The 299-nt window shown below is 54.2% G+C and carries 1 rRNA gene; it reads left to right on the top strand.

Annotated features, from left to right (window positions below):
* A 16S ribosomal RNA gene (locus ACTHSL_RS13390) occupies nucleotides 1-299 on the top strand; the annotation flags it as partial.

Here is a 299-nt window from a genome sequence, read left to right as displayed (position 1 = left end):
CCTACGGGTGGCAGCAGTGAGGAATTTTGCGCAATGTGGGAAACCCTGACGCAGCGACGCCGCGTGGAGGATGACGTCTTTCGGGATGTAAACTCCTGTCAGTGGGAACGATAATGACGGTACCCACAGAGGAAGCACCGGCTAACTCCGTGCCAGCAGCCGCGGTAAGACGGAGGGTGCAAGCGTTGTTCGGAATTACTGGGCGTAAAGCGTACGTAGGCGGTAGATTAAGTCGAATGTTAAAGCCTGAGGCTCAACCTCAGAGATGCATTCGATACTGGTTTACTAGAGGGTGATAG

Source organism: Neisseria sp. P0008.S010 (assembly GCF_051962715.1).
Lineage (GTDB): Bacteria > Pseudomonadota > Gammaproteobacteria > Burkholderiales > Neisseriaceae > Neisseria > Neisseria elongata.
The sequence above is the reverse complement of the archived record's forward strand: the minus strand, read 5'-3'. Positions and strand labels throughout refer to the sequence as shown.